The sequence below is a fragment of the Pantoea sp. genome, from assembly GCF_032114055.1.
Classification (GTDB): Bacteria; Pseudomonadota; Gammaproteobacteria; order Enterobacterales; family Enterobacteriaceae; genus Pantoea.
In genome coordinates, this window is record NZ_DAMCTB010000014.1 from 1 (window position 1) to 15507 (window position 15507).

Sequence of the window (15507 nt, forward strand, 5' to 3'; positions counted from 1 at the left end):
CAACCTCTTTTTCAGAAGTTTTTCTCCGGCGGGTCAGTTTCCTGAACCTCTCAGCACGTTTCCCGTTGCCGGTGTGCCGTGTTGATGGAGGCGCATTATAGGGAGTTTCGCCGGGCTGACAAGTGTTTCTTTGAATTAATTTACTGAGCGTCTCTTTTTTAAACGAACGGCTTAAAAACCGACGTTTAATGACTGATTAGCGCACAAATATCGCCATGAAACGTTGTAAAGAGACCTGATGTGGCTGAAGGCTGGTGCTATTATTTTGCTTCTTCTCGCAGGAAACCCCAGGAAGGATACCCAATGATTAGATCTGCGCGCAGCATGGCCGGTTTGCCATGGATAGCGGCGATGGCCTTTTTCATGCAGTCGCTCGACGCCACCATACTCAATACTGCCCTGCCCGCTATCGCCACCAGCCTCGACCGTTCTCCCCTTGCCATGCAATCTGCTGTTATCAGCTACACCCTGACCGTCGCGATGCTGATCCCGGTCAGCGGCTGGCTTGCCGATCGCTTCGGCACCCGCCGGGTATTTATTATTGCGGTTTCCCTTTTTACCCTCGGTTCGCTGGCCTGTGCGCTGTCGCCGACGCTTCAGGTGCTGGTCATCTCACGCGTCGTGCAGGGCATTGGGGGTGCCATGATGATGCCGGTCGCGCGACTCGCGCTGTTGCGCGCCTACCCGCGCAGTGAACTGCTGCCGGTGCTCAACTTTGTGACAATGCCGGGATTAGTCGGCCCGATACTGGGCCCGCTGCTGGGCGGCGTGCTGGTGACCTATGCAACGTGGCACTGGATCTTCCTGATTAATATTCCGATCGGCATTCTGGGTATTGTCTATGCCCGCAAATATATGCCGGACTTCACCACGCCAAAACGCCGCTTCGACTTTATCGGCTTCCTGCTGTTCGGGGCCGGGCTGGTGATGATCTCCATCGGGATTGAGCTGTTTGGCGAACGTGTGGTTTCGGCCTGGCTGGCTGGCGGGATATTACTCAGCGGGATTGTACTGTTGCTTCTTTATATCGTGCATGCCCGGCGTCACCCTTCACCGCTGATCAATCTGCCGATGTTTAAAACCCGCACCTTCTCAGTCGGCATTGGCGGCAACATTGCGTCACGTCTCGGAACCGGCTGTGTGCCCTTTTTAATGCCGCTTATGTTGCAGGTGGGTTTTGGCTACTCTGCGATTATTGCCGGCTGCATGATGGCGCCTATCGCTATCGGCTCCATACTGGCGAAATCGACGGTGACTCAGCTGCTGCGCTGGCTGGGCTATCGTCGCCTGCTGGTCGGCATTACAACGATTATCGGTATTCTGATTGCCAGCTTCTCTCTGCAGTCTCCGGCAGAGAGCATCATTGTGCTGCTACTTCCGCTGTTTATTCTCGGCATGGCCATGTCAACGCAGTTCACCGCCATGAATACCATTACGCTGGCCGACCTTGATGATGATAATGCCAGTGGCGGCAACAGCGTGCTGGCCGTGACGCAGCAGCTCGCTATCAGTTTTGGTGTGGCGGTCAGTGCGGCCGTACTCCGCTTCTATCAGGAGTTTGAAACGAGCACCATTTCCCAGTTTCACGCCACGTTCCTGACGATGGGGGTGGTGACGGTGCTGTCGGCGCTGACCTTTATGCTGCTGAAAAACGGGGATGGGCGGAATCTGATCAGCGATCGCGATAAAAAGAGAAAACGCTAAACGGAGCCCCGCATAACCAGTTCTGGCGTCAGCACCAGCGTCTGCTGGCTGGCGTCGGGATCGCTGAGCCGATGGAGCAGAGTATCGATGGCCAGTTCGCCCAATGCATCTTTAGGCTGATGAATGGTGCTGAGTGGCGGAGTGAGATAACGGGCCAGTTCGATATCGTCATAGCCCATGACCGCCATCTGCTGCGGAACCTGCATGCCAGCCTGATAGAGTGCGTGATAAACGCCGACTGCCATCGCATCGTTACTGGTGAATACCGCCTGCGGCGGCGTTTCCAGCGACAGCAGCTCGACCATGCCGTTATAGCCGCCCTGAAACTCAAAGTCTCCGCTCACCACATAGCCAGGTAAAATCTCCAGGCCACTCTTTGTCATGGCATTGCGATAGCCTTCCAGCCGCATCCGCGCTGGCGTTTTATCCTGCGGACCCGCGATACAGGCGATGCGGGTGTAGCCGCTGTCGATAAGATGCTGCGTCGCCAGCTCGCCACCCAGCAGCGCGTTATCCTGAATGATGTCACCCCGCCCTTCAAAGGGCGCCCAGTCCATCATGACCGCCGGAATCGCGGGATAGCGGTTCAGGATGTCGGCCGAAGGCAGATGACTTTCGGTACACATGATCAGTAAGCCATCGACGCGTTTCTGCATCAGCGTTTCCAGGCTGCGGTTCATCCGCTCCTCGTCACCCGCCGTATTGCAGAGGATCAGGCTGTAGCCACGCTGGTAGCAGCTCTCCTCCACGCCCCTTACTACTTCAGCGTAAAACGGGTTGCTGCTGGTCGTCAGCAGCATACCGATCGTGTGCGTCTGATTGATTTTCAGACTGCGCGCCAGGGCAGAGGGCGCGTAATTGAGATGACGTATCGCCTGCTCAACCTTTTCCCGCACGCCGTCGCTCACAAAGCGATTGTTGTTGATAACGTGCGAAACGGTGGAGGTGGAGACGCCCGCCAGCCGGGCGACATCTTTCATAGTGCTCAAGCGCTTAGCCCTGCTGCTGCAAAAATTCATCGATCTCCGCGCGCCACGGCACGGAGGGCTGCGCACCCGGTCGGGTAACGGCGATCGCGGCGGCGGCATGAGCAAATCGCACTGCGTCATTGATCGGTTTCTGCTCCAGCCGTGCGGTAATAAAGGCACCGTTAAAGGTATCGCCCGCTGCGATGGTGTCGATGGCCTTCACGCTAAAGCCGGCAATACGCTGACCTTCGCCCTGTTCGCTCAGCCAGACGCCGCGGCGTCCCAAAGTAATCAGTACCGTACCGATGCCTTTGGCGTGCAGCACGGCTGCCGCGCGAGCCGCGTCGTCGTCGCTGCTGACCGCAATGCCGGTCAGACTCTCCGCTTCAGTTTCATTGGGGGTGATGATATCGACTAACCCCAGCAGCTCATCGGAGAGCGGAGTGGCGGGTGCCGGATTCAGGATCACCTGGGTCTGATGCTGTCGGGCGAGCCGGGCAGCCGCCAGGACGCTCTCCAGCGGAGACTCCAGCTGCATCAATAGCGCATCGGCCCCGGCGATCACCTGCTGATGGCGCGTCACATACGCAGGCGTCAGCGCCGCATTCGCGCCAGCGTAGATGCCGATAGTGTTCTCACCTTCGCCATTGACGAAGATCATCGCCACGCCTGTTGACTCACCCTCGACGACGCCGACCGGAGCGGTATCAATGTTGTCCTGCGCCAGCTGCAAGCGGATACGTTCGCCAGTGTCGTCAGCGCCCACACAGGCGATAAAGGCGATATCGGCACCCGCACGGCCAGCTGCGACGGCCTGATTGGCACCTTTACCACCAAACGCAATCTGATAAGCCTGCCCGATCACCGTTTCACCGGGACGAGGGAAGTGCGCCAGATTAAGGATGTGGTCAGCGTTAATGCTGCCAAGAACGGCCAGTTTTGCGTTTTTGCTCATAGGGGAGTCCGGAATAAGTGCGCCACCGGAAGGGTGGCGCGGTGCCCTGCTTTTCTTTGAGTTATTGAGTGACCAGCTTCAGGTCGACCGGGTTGATCGCCTTCACTTTTTCACCCTTCAGCACTTTATCAGCGGTATCCACGCCGATCATGCCAATTTTGTCTGGCATCTGTGCCACAGTCGCAGACAGTTTGCCACTTTCAACAGCTTTAACGCCATCTGCGGTACCGTCAAAACCTACCACGATCACACCGGTTTTACCGGCGGTCTGCAGCGCACGCAGTGCACCCAGCGCCATTTCATCGTTCTGAGCGAAGACGGCCTGCACATCCGGATGAGCCTGCAGCAGGTTCTGCATGACGTTCAGGCCCTTGGTACGATCAAAATCAGCAGGCTGGCTGGCGAGGATCTGGAATTTGTGTGCCTCTGCGGCCTGTTTGAAACCTTCGCCACGTTCACGGGCGGCAGACGTGCCGGCAATGCCCTGCAGCTCAATAATTTTGGCGTTTTCGCCCACTTTCTTCGCGATGTAGTCACCCGCCATTTTACCGCCGAAACGGTTATCTGAGGCGACATGGCTGACAACGGTGCCCTGTGCGGCCACGCGGTCCAGCGTAATCACCGGAATCTTCGCCTGGTTCGCCATCTTCACAGCGTTGCCCACGGCGTCAGAATCGGTCGGGTTGATCAGCAGCAGTTTGGTACCGCGAACCGTCAGATCCTGCACATTCGCCAGCTCTTTCGCCGGGTTGTTCTGAGAGTCCAGCACCACCAGGTTGTAGCCCAGCTTGTCCGCCTCTTTCTGCGCGCCCTCTTTCAGCGAAACAAAGAACGGGTTGTTCAGGGTTGAGACGACCAGCGCGATGGTATCTTTTGCCATCGCACCGGTGCTGAGCGTTGCGCCAAGGATCGCAGCCAGTATGGTTAACTTTTTCATCTTATTATCCTGTGTAAGGTCAGAGTTATTTACTGCTTTTATTATCCACCAGCACCGCCAGCAGGATGACTACCGCTTTAACGATCATCTGGTAGTACGAAGAAACGCCCATCAGGTTCAGGCCGTTATTCAGGAAGCCGAGGATCAGCGCGCCAATCAGGGTGCCAAAAATACGCCCTTTACCGCCCGCCAGACTGGTACCGCCCAGCACCACTGCCGCAATCGCATCCAGCTCATAGCCGGTGCCCGCCGTCGGCTGAGCCGAGGAGAGACGCGCCACTTCAATCGTGCCCGCCAGCGCCGCCAGCATGCCGCTCAGTGAATAGACGATGATTTTGACGCGATTGACGTTAATGCCGGAAAGACGCGTTGCCGCCTCGTTTCCGCCCAGGGCATAGATGTAGCGACCCAGACGGGTGTGCTGCAGCATGTACCAGGCGGCGATGAAGACCACCGCCATCAGCCAGACCGGCGCAGGAACGCCCAGCGGACGACCGATACCAAACCAGCCCAGCAGATCGGCATTGGCGCTGAAGCCGGTGTTAATCGGGCTGCCGTCGGTGTAGACCATGGTGACACCGCGCAGCAGCAGCATCATCACCAGCGTGGCGATAAACGCCTGTACCTTGCCACGCGCCACAATCGTGCCGGTCACGCCGCCGATAGCCGCCCCCAGCGCCAGCGAAGCCGCCACAGCGACGAGGGCATTCACTTCCATGCCAACCAGCGAGGCGCCCACCGCACCGGTCAGGGCCAGCAGCGATCCAACAGAAAGGTCGATACCGGAGGTCAGGATCACCAGCGTCATGCCCACCGCCATAATGGCGTTAACCGAGGTCTGCTGCAGGATGTTGAACAGGTTCGCCACGGTAAAGAAGTTCGGGCTCTGGCTGGCCACCACGGCGATCAGCACCAGCAGCGCAATCAGCGACTTCTGTTCCAGCAGCCAGCTTTTGCTAAACCAGCGACGGCTGGCAGGTAAAGTTTGGGTCGTCATACCACTAAATCCTCGCTGTGTTGCTTGCCTACGGCGGCGGCCATCAGACTCTCCTGAGTGGCCTCTTCCCGGGTAAATTCGCCGCTGATACGGCCTTCATGCATTACCAGTATTCGATCGCTCATGCCCAGCACCTCCGGCATCTCCGAGGAGACCAGAATGATGCTCAGCCCTTCGGCTTTAAACTGGTTAATCAGTTGATAGATCTCTTTCTTCGCGCCGACATCCACACCGCGCGTCGGCTCATCGAGAATCAGGACGTCCGGACGGGTCATCAGGCCACGGGCGATCGCCACTTTCTGCTGGTTTCCCCCTGAAAGCAGACCAATCGGCTGCTCCATGGAGGGAGTTTTGACGTTGAACAGCCGGATGAAGTCTCCTACCGCCAGCTGCTCCGCTGCATGTTTCAGAGTGCCGCCGCCGTGACTGAAGTAGCGAAGCGCCGTCAGCGACATGTTCTCTTTTACCGACATGCCCAGCACCAGGCCATCGCGCTTACGATCTTCAGAGATGTAGACGATACCATTAGCCAGCCCATCCTGCGGTGAACGCGTCACCACTTCCCGGCCATTGAGCCACAGGGATCCGGCCCGACGCGGCAGCGCGCCATAGAGGACCTTCATCAGCTCAGTCCGGCCCGCGCCCATCAGCCCGGAGATCCCCAGGATTTCACCTTTGCGCAGGCTGAAACTGACATCATCCACGCCCGGCCCGCTGACGTTCTCTACCCTGAGCCGCACCTCGCCAGGAGCCTGGTCGATATGGGGATATTGATCTTCCAGCTTGCGGCCAACCATCATCTCAATCAGGCTCTCTTCGGTCAGCGCACTGACCGGACGTTCAGCAATAAACTGACCATCGCGGAACACCGTGACGTCATCGCAGATCTCAAAAATCTCTTTCATGCGATGCGAGATGTAAACGATGCCGCAGCCCTGCGCTTTCAGCTCGTTGATCACCCGAAAAAGCGACAGCGTTTCGGTGTCGGTGAGCGCATCGGTCGGCTCATCCATAATGATCACTTTTGACTCGAAGCTCAGTACTTTGGCGATCTCGACCATTTGCTGATCGCCAATCGACAAATCGCCCACCAGCTTATGGCTGCTGAAGCGCAGATTGAGGCGTTTCAGCAGTGCATCAGCTTCGGCATACATCCGTGACCACTGGATACGGCCAAAGGCCGTGACATATTCGCGGCCGAGGAAAATATTCTCCGCCACGGTTAACTGCGGGATCAGGTTCAGTTCCTGATGGATAATGCCAATGCCCGCTTCCTGTGAGGCTTTTGGCCCACTGAAGCGGGTCTCTTTGCCCAGCCAGCGCAGCGTACCGGCATCATACTGATAGATCCCGGTCAGCACTTTCATCATGGTGGACTTGCCTGCGCCGTTCTCGCCCACCAGCGCCATGACGCGTCCGGCCCGGACATTCAGCGACGCGCCTTTCAGGGCTTTCACACCCGGAAAAGATTTTTCAATGCCGTCGAGTTGCAGTAAAGGTTGCATAGCCGCCTCAGAAGGTCACACCGGCGCTGAGGATGACATTCGCAAACGGAGAACACTCTCCGCTGCGAATGACCGCCTGACTACGCTGCGTTTGTTGTTTGAATGTCTCATGACTGATGTAGCGGATGGTGATGGTATTTCCCTGGTGCTGTTGCAAGGCTTCGAGCACGGCGATCAGCGCGCCATGAAGTGACGGATTGTGTTGCTTAATCTCCTCGGCGATCAGAGCGCCCTCAACCTGCATCTCCAGTGCAACGGCATTCACCACCTGCATAAAATCGGGCGTTCCCGGCGTAAGGGCTAAATCAATGCGCTGCGGCCCTGCCGGGATCGGCAAGCCAGCATCGGCAATCGTCAGCGTATCCGTGTGTCCCAGGCGGGCAATCACATAGGAGAGTTCAGCGTTTAACAGGCGACCTTTTTTCATCTTTTCACTCCACAGCGAAACGTTTCGCTTTCAGGAGTGTATGAAAAGCCGTCAGCAACTCAATCGGCAGATTAGAAATCTGTGATCGTTATCGAAACGTTTCGCTTATGCGGAGGGAAATTTGCGTTAAGGCCGGAAAGCGGGGCCGCAGAGGCGGCCCGGCAGGGCAGAGAAGGCCAGGTGCGGTTCCTGAAATGAACCTGCACCGGGAGGGTTAAGGCAGTTTCTTAACCTGTTTTACATCCAACTCAATGCTGTTGAAATCTTTATCCAGTTCACCCGTCAGCTCAACGTTGTCCTGCGGTGAAACGGTCTGACCGTTCCAGTGCTTATGGTCGATCTCCACCTTCATCGTGCCGGTCTGGTCACGGAACAGATAATCTTCATGTCCGATCTGCTTTTCCAGCTTACCGCGTACGGTGATCCAGCTGTCATCCTTCATCTCTTCCGCCTGCTTTACGGTCACGACGCTGGTGTGGTCAGCTTTGAATCCGCCCTGCGCATCTTTGGCCTGCGTCTGAGCAGCGGGTGCGCTGGGATCAACAAATCCGCCCTGCTGGGCAGCAAAAACCGGCGCGGAAGTCAGCATTACGACGGCCAGAATTGCAGCGTGCTTTTTCATGGTGTACTCCTTTTTGAGTCATGTTGCCGATGTGAATCAGCCTAGTAGACCATGGGGTTCTTAACAGCTTCTTAAGCGTTAAAAATAAGCGCATTACGCCGGAATCCGCTGTACAAGCCGTAAGGGGCTTCGTATAAAACGCTAACAGCAAAGGGAGACGGGATGCGTATTTTACTGGTTGAGGACGATCGCCTGATTGGCGACGGCATTAAGGCGGGGCTGAGTAAGCTGGGCTTCAGCGTGGACTGGTTTACCTCGGGTGAGGCGGGCTTCAATGCCCTGGCGGCGGCGCCCTGGGATGCGGTGATTCTGGATCTCTCACTGCCTGAGCGTGATGGACTCGATATCCTGCGGCAGTGGCGACAGCAGGGCAACGATGTGCCCGTGCTGATCCTGACCGCCCGCGATGCACTCGACCAGCGGATCGAAGGGCTGCAGCAGGGCGCCGACGACTATCTTTGCAAACCCTTCGCCCTGACTGAAGTGGCCGCTCGCTTGCAGGCGCTGATCCGCCGTCGTCACGGCCAGCTACAGCCTGAACTCCGTCACGGCAACGTGGTGCTGATCCCGGGCAGCCACAGTGTGATATGCGATGGTGAGTCGGTTGCGCTGAAAAGTCGTGAACTGGCGCTGCTGGAACTCTTTATGCGCAACCCCGGCCGGGTGCTGACGCGCAGCCAGCTGGAAGAGAAGCTTTACAGCTGGGATGCCGATGTCTCCAGCAACGCGGTGGAAGTGCATATCCATCATCTGCGTAAGAAGCTGGGCAGCCACTTTATCCGTACGCTGCATGGCGTCGGTTATACCCTGGGAGACGCCGGATGCGATCAATGAGCCTGTTTCTGCGGCTCGGCTTCGGCTTTGTGCTGCTGCTGGGCATCTGCTGGGTCAGTGCCAGCCTCAGCGCCTGGCATCAGACTCGCGAAACGCTGGATGAGCTCTTCGATACTCAGCAGATGCTGCTGGCCAAACGCCTGCTGACGCTGGATTTTTCTTCGCTGGACAACGCCACGCTGCCCAGAACCAAAGCAATACTGCGCCACCATCGCGGCGACCAGGATGACGACGCTCTGGCGTTTGCGGTCTTCACACGTGACGGCAGGCAGGTGCTAAACGATGGTGACAATGGCCGTTACCTGCCGTTTGAGGCGGAGTATCAGGGATTTCATGAGGGGCAGCTTACCAACGATGACGACCGCTGGCGTTTTGTCTGGCTGACCACGTCCGATCAGCAGTTCCGGGTTGTCGTCGGTCAGGAGTCAGAATACCGCGACGACATGATACGGGATCTGATGCGCGCCAGCGTTCTGCCTTGGCTGATCGCCCTGCCTTTTATGCTGCTGTTGCTGATCGCGCTGGTCTGGTCTGAACTGCGGCCACTGAAAACGCTGGCGCGGCAGCTGGCGCAGCGTGCGCCGGATGACGACACGCCGCTGCAGGCTGACCGCGTGCCGAAAGAGGTTCAGCCGCTGATGGTCGCCCTTAACGGGCTGTTCAGTCGCATCAGCGCAATGGTGCAGCGTGAACGGCGCTTTACCTCCGATGCCGCGCATGAGTTACGCAGTCCGCTGGCGGCGCTGCAGGTGCAAAGCGAGGTGATCCAGCTGACGGCGGATGATGAAGGGATGCGCACCCATGCGCTGCAGCAGCTGGATAACGGCATCAGCCGCGCGACCCGGCTGGTGGATCAGCTGCTGACGCTCTCGCGGGTGGAAGCAGAGGACGCCCGCAGCGCCTTTGAACCGGTGACGCTGAAACGCACGGTGCAGGAGACGCTGGCTGCCCAGCTGCCGCTGGCGGATAAGGCGGGTGTTACCCTGCGGCTGCATGCGGAGGCCGATCCGCAGCTTCAGGGCAATCCGCTGCTGCTGTCGCTGCTGGTGCGCAATCTGCTGGATAACGCCATTCGTTATACGCCCGCGGGCAGTGAAGTCGATGTGCGGTTAGGGGCGAACAGCCTGTCGGTGGAGGATAATGGCGAGGGTCTGAGCGACGCCGATCGGCAACGGCTCGGTGAGCGTTTCTGGCGACCGCCGGGTCAGGAGAAGAGTGGCAGCGGACTGGGATTATCGATCGTCCGCCAGATTGCCCAGCTGCATGGGATGCATGTCGCCTTCAGCCAGCGACCCGACAGCGGACTCTGCGTCACGCTGCGCTGGTGAGCGCCCACCCCGAAAGGCGGGCGCGGCCGATCAAATCTCGACCTGGGTTCCCAGCTCGATCACCCGGTTTGGCGGGATCTCAAACTGGTCCGGCGCACGGAGCGCATTGCGCTGCAGTGCCAGGAAGAGTTTGCCGCGCAGGCGCAGATACCACGGACGTTTGCCGATGATCAGCGACTCGTGCGACATAAAGAAGGAGGTCTCCATCATGCGACAGTTCAGCCCTTCCAGCCCGCACCGGTGGAAAATCTCCTCAACGTTAGGCGTTTCGCGCCAGCCGTAGCTCGCCACAACCCGCCAGAAAGTGGGTGAAAGCTGCTCAATGGTGACGCGCCGAACGTTATGAACGTAAGGGGCATCTTCTGTCCGCAACGTCAGCAGCACAACCCGCTCATGCAGCACCTTGTTGTGCTTGAGGTTATGCAGCATCGCAAACGGGATGACATTCAGGGCGCGCGACATATAGACCGCCGTGCCAGGCACACGAACCGGCGGCGCTTTCTCCAGTGAGGCGATCATTGCCTCCAGAGAGTTGCCGTGCTCATGCAGGCGACGCAGCAGACGGAAACGTTCGCTTTTCCACGTTGTCATGATGATAAACATCACCAGGCCAAGGCAGAGCGGCAGCCAGCCACCCGAAAAGATTTTCACCAGGTTTGCCGTAAACAGCGGCACGTCGATGCAGAGCAGCAGCACCAGGATAAGGCCGACCGCCAGCTTGTGCCAGTGCCAGTTTTTAATCGCTACGGTACAGGAGAGGATGGATGTCAGCACCATGGTGCCGGTCACGGCGATACCATAGGCTGCCGCCAGGTTGCTGGAGTGCTCGAAGCTGATAATCACAATCAGCACCGCGAAATAGAGTACCCAGTTGATAACCGGAATATAAATCTGGCCTGATTCGCGCTCGGAGGTATGAATGATACGCATCCCGGGCAGATAGCCCAGGCGCACCGCCTGACGGGTCAGCGAGAAAACTCCGGAGATAACCGCCTGTGACGCAATCACCGTCGCCAGCGTCGCCAGAATCAGCATCGGGATCAGCGCCCAGTCCGGCGCCAGCAGAAAGAAGGGATTTTTAATCGCTTTAGGATCGCTGAGTAACAGCGCCCCCTGACCAAAATAGTTCAGCACCAGCGAAGGCAGCACCACCGAGAACCATGCCAGCCGGATTGGCACTTTGCCGAAGTGCCCCATATCGGCATAGAGCGCTTCAACCCCGGTAATCGCCAGCACCACCGCGCCCAGAGCGAAAAAGGAGACCGATTTATAGTGCAGGAAGAACTCAACGGCGTAGGCGGGATTCAGCGCATGCAGCACCTCCGGGTTCTTCATAATGCCGAGGCCGCCAAGCACGGCCAGCACCAGGAACCACAGCAGCATCACCGGGGCGAAGAGTTTTCCCACCATGCCGGTACCATGTTTCTGAATCACAAACAGCAGCGTCAGGACCGCAATCGACATCGGCACAATGAAGGGATCCAGCGACGGCGCGGCAATTTCCAGCCCTTCGATGGCTGACATCACCGAAATAGCCGGGGTGATCACCACCTCGCCATAGAAGAAGCTGCCGCCAATCAGGCCCATGATCACCAGTATTGCCGTGGCACGCCCCCCGGTATGCCGGCCCGCCAGCGACATCAGCGTCAGAATACCGCCCTCACCTGCGTTGTCGGCGCGCATCACATAACTGATATATTTCAGTGAGACCACCAGCACCAGCAGCCAGAAAATCAGCGACAGAAAGCCAAATACCGCTTCCCGTTCAACACCGAAGCCAAACTGTCCGGAGAGGCATTCACGCAGGGTATATAGCGGACTGGTGCCGATATCCCCGTAAACAACACCAATCGCGGCCAGCGTCAATCCACGAAGTGACTGCTTATTATCCGAGCTCATAGAGTTATCTTTTGTTGGAGTCAAAGAGGCGCAATCCCCCTCGCTCAGGCCATCAAAAAGCGCACAGTATGCACGGTTTACCAAAAATTCCTATACCCGCTTCGCCGCCCGGCCCGGATCACGAGGCCGTTTCAGGCGTAAACGTCTCCTTTTAACGCGACGTTTAACCAGGCAAACCTTCTGAAACAAAAAAGCTGACAGCTATCAACGCTTTCACGCATGATGATCTATAGAGTAAGGCGCTTGCTTAAGCGCGGCGGCCCGACGTTCGTAAGGATATTGATGTGATTATGGCTCAACCCCACCTTTTGGCAGAAAGAATTTCTCGCCTTAGCAATGCGTTAGAAAAAGGATTATATGAGCGGCATCATGCCATTCGCCTCTGCCTGCTGGCGGCGCTGAGCGGTGAGAGCGTGTTCCTGCTGGGACCGCCCGGTATCGCCAAGAGCCTGATTGCCCGCCGCCTTAAATATGCTTTTCAGCACGCCCGTGCCTTTGAATATCTGATGACCCGTTTTTCGACGCCGGAAGAGGTGTTTGGCCCGCTTTCCATTCAGGCGCTTAAGGATGAAGGACGCTATCAGCGTCTCACCAAAGGCTACCTGCCCGACGCAGAGATTGTTTTTCTGGATGAGATCTGGAAAGCCGGACCGGCAATCCTGAATACCCTGCTGACCGCCATTAATGAACGCCGCTTCCGCAACGGCGACTGCGAAGAGAAAATCCCGATGCGGCTGCTGGTCACCGCCTCCAACGAGCTGCCTGAAGCCGACAGCGGCCTTGAGGCGCTCTATGACCGGATGCTGATCCGCCTGTGGCTGGATAATGTGCATGAGAAGCAGAACTTCCGCAGCATGCTGACTCATCAGCAGGATGAGCATACCAATCCGGTCGCGGAATCGCTGCGCATCAGCGATGAGGAGTATGCGCAGTGGCAGCGCAGCATCAGCCAGGTCACGCTGCCTGATGCGGTGTTTGAGCTGATTTATCAGCTGCGCCAGCAGCTGGAGAGCCAGCCTGCCGCGCCCTATATTTCCGACCGTCGCTGGAAAAAAGCCATTCACCTGCTGCAGGCGAGTGCCTTTTACAGCGGGCGGAGCGCCATTGCGCCTATCGATCTGATTCTGCTGAAAGATTGTCTCTGGCACGACGTCGCCTCCATGCAGCTGCTGGAGCGTGAAATCGATCAGCTGATGACGCTGCACGCCTGGCAGCAGCAACCGATGCTGCTTAAACTGCAGCAGATCAAGGCGCGCCGCCTGGCGCTGCAGCAACAGCAGAGCATCGCTCAGGCGATCACCCTGGAAAAGCACAGCGGCATGTTCAGCCGTAAACCCCATTACGATATGCCGGAAAACCTCACCGATGAGCAGCTGACGCTGATGCTGCAGAAACCGCTGACGCTGCATGATATGCAGGTCACCCATCTGGTGATCGCCCGTGATGCGCTGAATCAGTGGCTGCAGAAAGGGGGCGAGGTACGCGGTAAGCTTAATGGCATCGGCTTTGCCCAGAGTCTGGATTTGCAGGTGGATGCGCAGCACTGTCTGGCGATCCGCGATGTCAGCCTGCAGTCGTCGCGCCTGACCCTGCCTGGCGTCAGCAACAGCGAACCGCTGCCCGGAGAAATTACCGAGGCGCTGGATGCGCTGGAGAGTGAACTGCGTTCCCAGCGGCATCTCTTCAGTCAGCATCAGCGCTGTCTGTTCATCAGCGACGACTGGCTGGCGCGGGTCGAAACCAGCCTGCAGGATGTGGCAGAGCAGCTGAAACAGGCGCGTAAATGATCTCTGTTGAGACGCTCAGCACCCTGCTCTCGGTGGGTGAGACCGAACTGATTGAAGAGCTGATTATTGCTCTGCTGGCGTCTCCCCAGCTGGCACTGTTTTTTGAAAAGTTTCCCGGCCTGAAAAAAGCGCTGCTGCGCGATGTGCCGCGCTGGCGGGCCGAGATTAATGCGGAACTCAAAGCTACGCCGGTTCCGGCCACGCTGGCAGAGGAGTTTCAGCTCTTCCAGCGGGTTCAGCTCCTCAGCGATCGTGAATTCTGCCACCAGCTGGACACCACCCTCAGGGCGCTCGAAAGCCTGCCATCCCCCTTTCTTGATGAAGCACACCGGCTGCTGCAGCACACGGAGGCCCGCCAGCTCAGCAGCGCACAGCACCAGCTTTTTCTGCAGCGCTGGCGGCTGAGCCTGACCCTGCAAACCCTGACGCTGAATCAGGATCTGCTGGAGCAGCAGCGCGAACGTCTGATGGCGGAACTGCAGCAGCGCATGGCGCTGAGCGGTCAGCTGGCACCGGTTCTCGGTGACGATGATGAAGCAGCCGCTGGCCGGCTGTGGGACATGAGCAAAGCGTCCCTGCAGCCCGGCGACTATCAGCTGATGCTGCAGTATGGCGATTTTCTGGCGCAGCAACCGGAACTGATGACGCTGGCTCAGCAGCTGGGGCGCAGCCGTGAGGCCAAATCGGTGCCGTCGCAGGAGGCGCCCATGGAAGCGTTCCACCAGCTGGTACAGGAGCCAGATGCCGTGCCGGAAGAGGTGAGCGGTATTCATCAGAGCGACGATGTGCTGCGTCTGCTGCCGCCGGAACTCGCGGCGCTGAGCATCAGCGAACTGGAGCTGGAGTTTTACCGGCGACTGGTCGAGAAACGGCTGCTGACCTACAGGCTGCAGGGCGACGCCTGGCATGAGAAGGTGACGATGCGTCCGGCCAGCCATCAACAGCATGAGGAGCAGCCGCGTGGCCCTTTTATTGTCTGCGTGGATACCTCCGGTTCGATGGGGGGCTTTAACGAGCGCTGCGCCAAAGCCTTTTGTCTGGCGCTGCTGAAGGTCGCGCTGGCCGATCGTCGTCGCTGCTACATTATGCTGTTCGCGCATGAGGTGATTGGCTATGAGCTGACCGGCGATGATGGGCTGGAACAGGCGATCCGCTTCCTGAGCCAGCGTTTTCGCGGCGGCACCGATCTGGCCGCCTGCCTCGCCTCAGTAGTGACCCGGATGGAGGGCAGCGCGTGGCAGGAGGCCGACGCGGTGATCGTCTCCGATTTTATCGCTCAGCGCCTGCCGGAAGAGGTGATCGGCGCAATTAAACAACGCCAGCGACATAATCAGCAACGTTTTCATGCCGTGGCGATGTCGGCCCATGGAAAACCCGGCATTCTGCGCATCTTCGACCATATCTGGCGCTTCGATACCGGTATGAAAAGCCGTCTGCTGCGCCACTGGCGCCGTTAAGAGCCTGTCCCGACAGGCGTAATGGTTGCAGACAGTCTGGACACGGACAGCGCGGAACAACCGGAGCGTACACGGAGTACGTGAGGA

At 58.2% G+C, this 15507-nt stretch carries 13 protein-coding genes; 5 read left to right on the forward strand and 8 right to left on the reverse strand.

Annotation, left to right across the window (positions count from 1 at the left end; genetic code table 11):
* Positions 1-303: 303 nt before the first annotated feature.
* Positions 304-1704 (forward strand): multidrug transporter subunit MdtD, encoded by a 1401-nt coding sequence (gene mdtD / locus RT657_RS17825; protein WP_313656063.1) that lies wholly within the window; start codon positions 304-306, stop codon positions 1702-1704.
* Here the strand turns inward: mdtD and rbsR are convergent.
* The 7 genes from rbsR to RT657_RS17860 form a co-directional block, all read right to left on the reverse strand.
* Positions 1701-2684 carry a ribose operon transcriptional repressor RbsR gene (rbsR, locus tag RT657_RS17830; protein ID WP_313656145.1) on the reverse strand — a complete coding sequence of 328 codons (984 nt, stop codon included), beginning with the start codon at positions 2682-2684 and terminating at the stop codon, positions 1701-1703. The genes mdtD and rbsR overlap by 4 nt on opposite strands.
* 13 nt (positions 2685-2697) lie before the next feature.
* Positions 2698-3627: a ribokinase gene (gene rbsK, locus RT657_RS17835; RefSeq protein ID WP_313656064.1), complete on the reverse strand. Its 930-nt coding sequence runs from the start codon at positions 3625-3627 to the stop codon at positions 2698-2700.
* A 61-nt stretch (positions 3628-3688) separates the two neighbouring features.
* Positions 3689-4564 (reverse strand): ribose ABC transporter substrate-binding protein RbsB, encoded by an 876-nt coding sequence (gene rbsB / locus RT657_RS17840; protein ID WP_313656066.1) that lies wholly within the window; start codon positions 4562-4564, stop codon positions 3689-3691.
* A gap of 25 nt (positions 4565-4589) precedes the next feature.
* Positions 4590-5561 (reverse strand): ribose ABC transporter permease, encoded by a 972-nt coding sequence (rbsC, locus tag RT657_RS17845; RefSeq protein WP_128084213.1) that lies wholly within the window; start codon positions 5559-5561, stop codon positions 4590-4592.
* On the reverse strand, positions 5558-7066 hold the full coding sequence (gene rbsA, locus RT657_RS17850; RefSeq protein WP_313656068.1) for a ribose ABC transporter ATP-binding protein RbsA: 1509 nt from the start codon (positions 7064-7066) through the stop codon (positions 5558-5560). The genes rbsC and rbsA overlap by 4 nt, the downstream gene beginning before the upstream one ends.
* 7 nt (positions 7067-7073) lie before the next feature.
* Entirely contained in the window at positions 7074-7493 is a 420-nt protein-coding gene (gene rbsD / locus RT657_RS17855; RefSeq protein ID WP_313656070.1) for a D-ribose pyranase, read from the reverse strand.
* Positions 7494-7707: 214 nt separating this feature from the next.
* Positions 7708-8115 carry a YgiW/YdeI family stress tolerance OB fold protein gene (locus RT657_RS17860; RefSeq protein WP_313656072.1) on the reverse strand — a complete coding sequence of 136 codons (408 nt, stop codon included), beginning with the start codon at positions 8113-8115 and terminating at the stop codon, positions 7708-7710.
* 162 nt (positions 8116-8277) lie between these two features.
* On the opposite strand from RT657_RS17860, the gene qseB reads away from it, so the two are divergent.
* Together qseB and qseC are read left to right on the forward strand one after the other, a co-directional pair.
* Positions 8278-8949, forward strand: coding sequence for a quorum sensing response regulator transcription factor QseB (gene qseB, locus RT657_RS17865; RefSeq protein ID WP_313656073.1), 672 nt, complete (start codon positions 8278-8280; stop codon positions 8947-8949).
* Positions 8937-10277 (forward strand): quorum sensing histidine kinase QseC, encoded by a 1341-nt coding sequence (gene qseC, locus RT657_RS17870; RefSeq protein ID WP_313656074.1) that lies wholly within the window; start codon positions 8937-8939, stop codon positions 10275-10277. Before qseB ends, qseC begins: the two co-directional genes overlap by 13 nt.
* A 30-nt stretch (positions 10278-10307) precedes the next feature.
* Here qseC and kup read toward each other — a convergent pair whose 3' ends face one another.
* Entirely contained in the window at positions 10308-12176 is a 1869-nt protein-coding gene (kup, locus tag RT657_RS17875; RefSeq protein ID WP_313656076.1) for a low affinity potassium transporter Kup, read from the reverse strand.
* Positions 12177-12466: 290 nt separating this feature from the next.
* Here kup and ravA point away from each other — a divergent pair, with 290 nt between their 5' ends.
* Positions 12467-13963 carry an ATPase RavA gene (gene ravA / locus RT657_RS17880; RefSeq protein ID WP_313656077.1) on the forward strand — a complete coding sequence of 499 codons (1497 nt, stop codon included), beginning with the start codon at positions 12467-12469 and terminating at the stop codon, positions 13961-13963.
* Positions 13960-15420 (forward strand): ATPase RavA stimulator ViaA, encoded by a 1461-nt coding sequence (gene viaA / locus RT657_RS17885; RefSeq protein WP_313656078.1) that lies wholly within the window; start codon positions 13960-13962, stop codon positions 15418-15420. Before ravA ends, viaA begins: the two co-directional genes overlap by 4 nt.
* Positions 15421-15507: the final 87 nt, after the last annotated feature.

What these genes read in the sequence shown, in the direction of transcription:
- mdtD (WP_313656063.1), top strand. Translation starts at nt 304, where the DNA reads ATGATTAGATCTGCGCGCAGCATGGCCGGTTTGCCATGGATAGCGGCG.
- rbsR (WP_313656145.1), bottom strand. Translation starts at nt 2,684, where the DNA reads ATGAAAGATGTCGCCCGGCTGGCGGGCGTCTCCACCTCCACCGTTTCG.
- rbsK (WP_313656064.1), bottom strand. Translation starts at nt 3,627, where the DNA reads ATGAGCAAAAACGCAAAACTGGCCGTTCTTGGCAGCATTAACGCTGAC.
- rbsB (WP_313656066.1), bottom strand. Translation starts at nt 4,564, where the DNA reads ATGAAAAAGTTAACCATACTGGCTGCGATCCTTGGCGCAACGCTCAGC.
- rbsC (WP_128084213.1), bottom strand. Translation starts at nt 5,561, where the DNA reads ATGACGACCCAAACTTTACCTGCCAGCCGTCGCTGGTTTAGCAAAAGC.
- rbsA (WP_313656068.1), bottom strand. Translation starts at nt 7,066, where the DNA reads ATGCAACCTTTACTGCAACTCGACGGCATTGAAAAATCTTTTCCGGGT.
- rbsD (WP_313656070.1), bottom strand. Translation starts at nt 7,493, where the DNA reads ATGAAAAAAGGTCGCCTGTTAAACGCTGAACTCTCCTATGTGATTGCC.
- RT657_RS17860 (WP_313656072.1), bottom strand. Translation starts at nt 8,115, where the DNA reads ATGAAAAAGCACGCTGCAATTCTGGCCGTCGTAATGCTGACTTCCGCG.
- qseB (WP_313656073.1), top strand. Translation starts at nt 8,278, where the DNA reads ATGCGTATTTTACTGGTTGAGGACGATCGCCTGATTGGCGACGGCATT.
- qseC (WP_313656074.1), top strand. Translation starts at nt 8,937, where the DNA reads ATGCGATCAATGAGCCTGTTTCTGCGGCTCGGCTTCGGCTTTGTGCTG.
- kup (WP_313656076.1), bottom strand. Translation starts at nt 12,176, where the DNA reads ATGAGCTCGGATAATAAGCAGTCACTTCGTGGATTGACGCTGGCCGCG.
- ravA (WP_313656077.1), top strand. Translation starts at nt 12,467, where the DNA reads ATGGCTCAACCCCACCTTTTGGCAGAAAGAATTTCTCGCCTTAGCAAT.
- viaA (WP_313656078.1), top strand. Translation starts at nt 13,960, where the DNA reads ATGATCTCTGTTGAGACGCTCAGCACCCTGCTCTCGGTGGGTGAGACC.